Consider the following 7,563-nt stretch of genomic DNA (forward strand, 5'->3'; position numbering starts at 1 on the left):
GGTGCCGGTCTACGCCCTCGTCCGCCTGCCCGCCGACGTCGGCGCCTGGAAGCGCAAGCTCGCGCGCATCCTCGTCGGCCTCGCCCAGGCCGATTCCGCCGTGGCGACGCTCACCGGCAAGGTGGGCGACAGCATCAGCCAGCGCCTCGCCGGCACCGCCCCGGCTTCGCACCCGGCCTTCGGCCGCTTCAGCGCCGCCGAGACCCGCGCGCTCACGGAAGCGGGCCGCATGATCGAGGCGCTCAAGGCGAGCAACTGGGATGTCGGGACGCCCGCCTACCAAGCGGCCGCCGACGCGATGAAGGACATGCTCACGGCCGCCAAGGAAATCGCCGGCTGAGGCGCGTTCCCGAGCCGCCGCGCTCTTGTGCGGCGGCCGGCTTCGGGCATCGTCTCCGGCGAGACTTCGCGGAGACGCCCCTTGCCCCAATCCCACGATGCCGAGACGCCGCCGGACCGCTTCAACGGCGCGCGGCATTGCCTCGCCGAGAACGCCCGGCTGCGGCCCGACAAGGTCGCGCTCGTCATGGCGGGGGCCGGCGACGACGTCCGTACCCTGACCTTTGCCGAGGCCGACCGGGCCGTGCGGGGCATCGCGGCCGGACTCAAGGACCTCGGCCTCGCGCCGGGCGCGCGGGTGATGATCCGCATGGGCAACGAGGCGGATTACGTCCTCGTCTATTTCGGCGCGCTGGCCGCCGGCCTCGTGGCGCTGCCGTCCTCGCCGCAACTGACCCCGCCCGAGGCCGCCTTCCTCATGGAGAATGCCGGGGCCTCGGTGGTGGTCGTCGGTGAAGGCCACGCCGTCGACAGGGCAAGCCTCGGCGGGCGCATCCTGCTCGGTCCCGCCGAGATCGCCGCGATGAAGGCCGGCCCGGCGATTGCCGACTATGCCGACACCGGCGCCGACGACCCCGCCACGCTGATCTACACCTCCGGGACCACGAGCCGCCCGAAGGGGGTGCTGCACGCGCACCGTTCGATCTGGGGCCGGCGCCCCATGCACGCGCACTGGCTCGGGCTCGGCGAGACCGACGTGATGCTGCATGCCGGCACCATGAACTGGACCTACACCCTCGGGGTCGGCATCACCGACCCCTGGGCCTGCGGCGCCTCCGCCGTTCTCTACGACGGCCCACGCGATCCGGGCGTCTGGCCGGCGCTGATCGCCCGCCACCGCGCGACCCTGTTCGCGGCGGTGCCGGGCCTCTACCGCCAGATCCTCAAATACGCCGACCTCGCGGCGCACGATCTCGGGTCGCTGCGCCACGGCGTGACGGCGGGCGAAGCGCTCTCGCCGGAACTCCTCGCGACCTGGAAGCGCACGACCGGCAAGCCCCTCTACGAGGCGCTCGGCATGAGCGAGATCTCGACCTACGTGTCGAGCGGACCGACCATCCCGGTCCGCGCCGGCTCTCCCGGCAAGCCGCAGCCCGGGCGCCGGGTGGCGGTCCTGCCCGTCGACGGACCGCCCGTGCCCCTCCCCGCCGGTGAGATCGGCCTGCTGGCAGTGCACCGTTCCGAGCCCGGGCTGATGCTCGGCTACTGGAACCGCCCGGAGGAAGAGGCCGCGGTGATGCGCGGCGACTGGTTCACGGGCGGCGACCTCGCCAGCCTCGATGCCGAGGGATACCTCACCTTCCACGGCCGCAACGACGACCTGATGAACGCCCTCGGCTACCGGGTCTCGCCCAACGAGGTCGAGGGCGTTCTGAGCCAGCATCCCGAAGTCGCCGAGGTCGGTGTCGCCGAACTCGCCGTGCGCCCCGACCTCACGGTCATCGCCGCCTTCGTCGTCCGGACACTGGGCGCGACGACGGGCGAAGACGCCCTGATCGCCTGGTGCCGCGAGCGCCTCGCCGCCTACAAGTGCCCCCGCGCCGTGCGCTTCCTCGACGCCCTGCCCCGGACCCCGAACGGCAAGGTCCAGCGCAAGCGCCTCGGCGCGGTCTGAGGCTTCTCCTCCCCTCGAATGTTCCCGACCCGGCTCGCCCCCACAATCTGGCGACCAGGGCGAAACGTCGCTTGACCCGCCCAGCACGAAATTCTAGATCGACGGCCTGCGGAGACGTGGCCGAGCGGCTGAAGGCACTCGTTTGCTAAATGAGCATACCCCGAAAGGGGTATCGAGGGTTCGAATCCCTCCGTCTCCGCCAGATACCCATAAGCCACTGAAAGAACTGGTTTTTCCTCGGTCATCTCGGGCCAACCGGCGACGCTGTGTCACCTTGGCTGCTTCGGTGTGAGGCGGTGGGTGCAGAGGGCTCAGTACCTCCAGTGTCGTCGCGGACGTTGGTTCAGCCGAGTGCGAGTGCCGGCTCACCTCGTGCCCGCTATCGGCTGGGTGTGACCTGTATCGCGTACCCGCCAAAGTGAGGCGTCTATTGCCGCTGCGGAAGGGGGAGGAGGTCAGCCTTCCTCCCACCGGTCACCGCTTAGGTAAAGCTGGTGTTTCAGTTCAGGTCTTCAGGTCGAGACGTGCCAGGGCGCACTGGAATGACCACCGCATTCGGAATCCCGATCAGGAACGCGGCGTCGGGCACCGGCGGGGATGGCGGCCCCATCGAAGGCTCGCGCAAGCGGGCCCGGAGCGCGCGGAGGAGGCGTCCGATCATGCGGCGGAGCCCGTCGTCGCGAGATCGCCGTAGAAGCGCGCGGCGACATCCGGGTGCGAGCGCAGGCGGCCCTTGAGGTAGTTGCGCCCGACGTCGCGGAAGAGCGGGTTGTCGGGGTCGCTCGCGGGTCCGCGCGCCTCCGCCCCGAGATCGGGCGGCAGGTCGAGGAGCGGCACGGTGGCGTCGAGGCGGGCGCCGAGGAAGAACGCGACCGAGAGCCGGTCGCGGCCGGCGGGCGGGGTCACGACGCGGTGCACCGTGGCGCGAAGGTAGCCGTTCGAGGCGAGCTCCAACAACTCGCCGATGTTGACGACGAAGCTGTCGGTGATGGGTTCGGCCGCGATCCAGCCGTCCGGCCCCTCGACCTCGAGGCCGCTCTGGCCGTCCTGCACGAGGAGCGTGAGGAAGCCGCTGTCCTTGTGGGCGCCCACCCCCTGCTCGCCCCCGGTGGCCTCGCGGCCGGGATAGCGGATGATCTTGATGTGCTGGTTCGGCGCGCCCGCGTAGATCGGCTCGAACACGTCCTCTTTCTGGCCCAGCGCCAGCGCGAAGGCGCGCAGCAGGCGAATGCCGAGCGCGGTCACGGCCGCCTGCCAGCGCAGCAGGCCGACGCGTAAGTCGGGCTGGCCGGCCGGCCACTGGTTCGGGCCCTGAAGCCGGTTCCAGGGGGGCGACGTTCCGGTCCGGGGCAGAGCCTCGCGCTCGGCCCCGATGTCGAACTGCTCGCGCCAGTCCGGTGCGCCCCGGGTGATCTCGCGCCCGGCGGCGGTGTAGCCCCGGAAATGGGGCGAGCGCACCATCGCCACGGCCTGCTTCTCGGGCAGCGGCAGGGCGAAGAAGCGCCGTGCCAGCGCCTGGACGTCCGCGATCTCGGCCGGAGCGATGCCGTGGCCGGCGAGGTGGAAGAAGCCGACATCGCGGGCGGCGGCCCGCAGATCCGCCAGGAACGCCGCCCGCTCGGCGGAGCCCGCGTCGAGGCGGCCGAGGTGGAGATGCGGGATGCCGCGGGCCGGCACCCTCAGGCGGCCTTCGCGAAGCTGCCGACGGCCGCCAGCGCCTGGTCGAGATCGGCCAGGATGTCGTCGATGTGCTCCAGCCCGATGGAGAGGCGGACATAGCCGTCCGAGACGCCGGTGGCGCGCTGGTCGGCGGGGGAGAGCTGCGCGTGCGTCGTGGTGGCCGGATGGATGGCGAGGCTGCGGGCGTCGCCGATATTGGCGACGTGATAGAACAGGCCGAGGGCCTCGATGAAGCGCCGGCCCGCCTCGCGCCCTGCGGCGAGCTCGAAGCCGACGAGGCCGCCATAGCCGCCCTTCAGGTACTTCACCGCGCGCTCGCGCGCCTTGCCGGTGAGGTGCGAGGGGTGGATCACCCGCTCGATCTCGGGCCGGCCGGAGAGGTAGTCCGCGACCGCCTGCGCGTTGCGGCTGTGGCGCTCGATGCGCAGGGCCAGGGTCTCGATGCCCTGGAGGGTCAGGAAGGCGTTGAGCGGCGACACCGAGGGGCCGAGATCGCGCAGCAGGCGGACGCGGGCGCGCAGGATGTAGGCGATGGGGCCGAGCGGCTTGGCGGCTTCCGTCCAGACCGCGCCGTGGTAGCTGGCATCCGGCGTGTTGAGCGCGGGCTGGCGGCCGGGCGTCGCGGTCCAGTCGAAATGTCCGCCGTCGATGATCGCCCCGCCGATGGCGATGCCGTGGCCGCCGAGATACTTCGTGGTCGAATAGACCACGATGGCCGCGCCGAAATCGAAGGGCCGGGCCAGCAGGGGGGCGGCCGTGTTGTCGACGATCAGCGGGATGCCGAGCGGGCGGCCGATCTCGGCCACCTCCGCGATGGGGAAGACCGCGAGCTTCGGGTTGGCCAGGGTCTCGCCGTAATAGGCCCGCGTGCGATCGTCCGTGGCGGTGCGGAAATTCTCCGGGTCGGCCGGATCGACGAAGCGCACCTCGATGCCCTGCTCGGCCAGCGTGTTGGCAAACAGGTTCCAGGTGCCGCCGTAGAGGTCGGTGGAGGCGACGATGTTGTCGCCGACGCGGGCGAGGTTCTGCACCGCCAGGGCGGAGGCCGCCTGGCCCGAGGCGACCGCGAGCGCCGCCGCCCCGCCTTCGAGGGCGGCGAGGCGCTGCTCCAGAACGTCCACGGTGGGGTTGGTGACGCGGGTGTAGAGGGGCCCGAGTTCCTTCAGGGCGAACAGGTTCTCGGCATGCGCCGTGTCGCGGAACTGGAACGAGGTGGTCTGGTGGATCGGCACCGCCACCGAGCCGGTGGCCGGATCGGCACGCCAGCCGGCGTGCAGCGCGAGGGTCTCGGGGTGCTGCGATGCGATCGGGTTCGACATGGGGCCTCCGTGAGGGCGCGCGGGCATGGGGGATCGATCGCCGCATCCGGGTGGTGCGGCGTGGGAGCTTCGGCGGTCACCTTGCGTTTCGGGAAGTCGTTATTCCGGGACGCGAGGGTCGATGCTGTATTTTGTCTATGCTTCGATCATGAAGCGATGGACTGATCTGTCAACGAGAATGATCTTTTCAGTCGCGCGCCAATGCCGTGACAATCTTCGCTTTCGTCGCTCCGCAACAAAGAATGTGTTCCGTCAGGCCTGTGCCAAGTGGGACGCGATCGATTCGGCGAGGCCGACGGAGGCGTCGCGGATGTCGGGCACGGCAATGCACTCCCACAGGACGCCCCGCAGGAGCGGACCGACCGCCCAGAGCGGCGCGTCACCGCCCGGGGCGATCGTGCGACCCTCCGGCGTCGCGTCGAGGCCGAGACCGAAGGGGCCGGGCCGGACGAGGCCGCGCGCCATGAGATTGCGCACCAGCGGGTCCTGCGTCTCGGCGAGCCGGCTGAACCCCGTCGCGTCGAGGATGGCCTGCGCGTCGATCCGCAGGGTCTCGCGGTGCCCGCGCGGCTGGATCTCGACCCGCGCCCCGTCGGCCCCGTCCTCCACCGAGCGGATGCGGCCCGCGAGGACGACGAGGCTGCCGCGCGCCACCTCCTCGGCGATGGCCTGCGCCGCCGGGGGCGCGGTGCGGTGGCGGTGCACGTCCCAGTAGGGACGCAGGTGGCGCAGGAAGCGCGCCTGCTCCGGGCGGGGCAGCCCGGCCCAGAGGTCGTCGGTGATGGGGCGCAGGGCATCGACCACGCTGCGCCAATCGGCGCCCGCCTCCCGCGCGGACGCGATTTCGGCGCGGCCCCAGGCGAGAAGCTTTCGCACCGACGCGCGGGTTTCGGAATCGAGGTCCGGGCGGGGCCAGATCGGCACGGCGGCGTGCGGCTTCGGCACCAGGCCACGGCGGGACACCGCGACGATGCGGCCGACAAACCCCTGCCGGCGCAGGGTCGCGACGGAATCCATCATGGTCAACCCGGTGCCGACGATCAGCACGTCGCGTCCGGAATCGAGGCTGGCGAGGCCGTCGGGGTTCCAGGGGTCGCGCTGGTGGCGGCTGCGCGCGGCGACGGGGCCGGCGAGGTTGCCCATGGCGAGCACCGCGCCCGCGATCGGGATGCGTCCGCCGCCTGCGCGGTGGGCGACGAAGCCGCCGGGTGCCGGCTCCAGGTCGATGATCGCCTCCCGCACGAGGGTGAGGCGGTCCTGCCTCTCCTCGGCGAGACGGGCCAGCCGTTCGGAGAGGTAGCGCCCGAAGAGGCCACGCGCCGCGAAGGTGCCCGCCTCGGTGACGCGGATTCCGGCGCGCTCGTCCGCGTCGAAGTCGCTGCGCGCCAGCCATTCGGCGAAATCGGCGGCGTGGTCGGGCTCCGCGCTCATATGCGAGGCCCGCAGGTTGAGCAGGTGGTCCGGGTTGGCTGTGGAATAGGCAAGGCCCCGCCCGAAGGCGTGGGCCCGCTCGCACAGCAGGACGGAGTGCCGGGCGGGCAGCGCGCGCAGCAACCGCGTCGCCACGGCGAGGCCGCTGAAGCCGCCGCCGACGATGACGATGGGCCGTGGCCGTTCGGTCGAACTCATCGTGGCGAACTCATCGTGCGAAAGTCCCGGGGGCGGTTGCGTCGCGAGGCTCATAGGGTTGTTCGGTATAGAGAACAAGGCGACCGTTCGACGGCCGCGAATTGGCCTGCCGACAAGGATTTGAAATCCAACCGAAGGGTTTCGAGGTCTCTTGTCGGGTAAAGCGTAGGATCTTCCGCGTTTGCCGCATCAAAGAGAATGACAGCCTCGTCGCCAGCGTTCTGAAAAAAGAACGTTCCCGTTGACTCGGCGACGCTCCGGCGGGACGATGCGGGCCTTCGCCGGACCGCCCCCGACAGGGTCATGCCGGCATCTCCGTTCGTCTCGCCCGAGTGCTCTGAACCCGACGATGAACCCTGAATTCTCCTCGCGCGAGACGGTCCTCGACCTCGCCCGGCGTTTCGCCGAGCGGGCGGGCGAGCACGACCGCGCGGGGCGCTTTGCGCACGACAACATCGCCGATCTGCGCGCGGCGGGCCTGATGGGCCTGACCGTGCCGTGCCGCCTCGGGGGCGCGGGCGCAGGACTCGCATTATCGGCGGAGGTCGTCGGCACGCTGGCGCAGGGCGACCCGTCCACCGCCCTGGTGCTGGCGATGCACCTGATCCAACACGGGCTGATCCACGACGCCGGGATCTGGCCGGCGGCGGTCGCCGATCGCGTCGGAGACGCGGCCGTGCGCGAGGGCGCGCTGATCAATGCGCTGCGGGTCGAGCCCGAACTCGGGACGCCGGCCCGGGGCGGCGTGCCCGCGACCGTGGCGCGGGCGTCGTCCGGCGGTTGGCGCCTCACGGGGCGCAAGATCTTCTCCACGGGGAGCCCGGCGCTGGCATACGGCGTCGTCTTCGCGTCGACCGACGAGGCGAGCCCACGGGTCGGCAACATCCTCGTGCCGATGAACGCGCCGGGCGTGCGCATCGTCGAGACCTGGGATCACCTCGGCCTGCGCGCCAGCGGCAGCCACGACGTGATCTTCGAGGA

General features: G+C 71.3%; 5 protein-coding genes, 1 tRNA gene and 1 pseudogene. 4 read left to right on the forward strand and 3 right to left on the reverse strand.

From position 1 onward, the window contains the following. The 3 genes and pseudogenes from JWQ05_RS01725 to JWQ05_RS01735 form a co-directional block, all read left to right on the forward strand. Positions 1-340, forward strand: a pseudogene (locus JWQ05_RS01725) (chemotaxis protein); the annotation flags it as partial. An 81-nt stretch (positions 341-421) separates the two neighbouring features. Then, on the forward strand, positions 422-1,954 hold the full coding sequence (locus tag JWQ05_RS01730) for an AMP-binding protein (protein WP_299653542.1): 1,533 nt from the start codon (positions 422-424) through the stop codon (positions 1,952-1,954). A gap of 110 nt (positions 1,955-2,064) precedes the next feature. Continuing rightward, positions 2,065-2,156 (forward strand) — tRNA-Ser (locus JWQ05_RS01735). Between the two features lie 455 nt (positions 2,157-2,611). On the opposite strand, the gene JWQ05_RS01740 is transcribed toward JWQ05_RS01735, so the two are convergent. From JWQ05_RS01740 to JWQ05_RS01750, 3 genes are all read right to left on the reverse strand, one after another. Beyond that, entirely contained in the window at positions 2,612-3,631 is a 1,020-nt protein-coding gene (locus tag JWQ05_RS01740; protein WP_299653545.1) for an isopenicillin N synthase family oxygenase, read from the reverse strand. A 2-nt stretch (positions 3,632-3,633) separates the two neighbouring features. Next, positions 3,634-4,953 carry a PLP-dependent transferase gene (locus JWQ05_RS01745; protein WP_299653548.1) on the reverse strand — a complete coding sequence of 440 codons (1,320 nt, stop codon included), beginning with the start codon at positions 4,951-4,953 and terminating at the stop codon, positions 3,634-3,636. Between the two features lie 252 nt (positions 4,954-5,205). Beyond that, on the reverse strand, positions 5,206-6,582 hold the full coding sequence (locus JWQ05_RS01750; protein WP_299653552.1) for an FAD/NAD(P)-binding protein: 1,377 nt from the start codon (positions 6,580-6,582) through the stop codon (positions 5,206-5,208). Positions 6,583-6,931: 349 nt separating this feature from the next. Between JWQ05_RS01750 and JWQ05_RS01755 the strand changes: the two genes are divergently transcribed. After that, positions 6,932-7,563, forward strand: a 632-nt coding sequence (locus tag JWQ05_RS01755) for an acyl-CoA dehydrogenase family protein (RefSeq protein ID WP_299653555.1), incomplete at its 3' end; no start/stop codon positions are given.

This window comes from Methylobacterium sp., from assembly GCF_028290105.1.
GTDB lineage: Bacteria > Pseudomonadota > Alphaproteobacteria > Rhizobiales > Beijerinckiaceae > Methylobacterium.

Bases quoted from the DNA above. Each gene is read 5' to 3' on its own strand.
- JWQ05_RS01745 (WP_299653548.1), bottom strand. From the start codon at position 4,953: ATGTCGAACCCGATCGCATCGCAGCACCCCGAGACCCTCGCGCTGCAC.
- JWQ05_RS01750 (WP_299653552.1), bottom strand. From the start codon at position 6,582: ATGAGTTCGACCGAACGGCCACGGCCCATCGTCATCGTCGGCGGCGGC.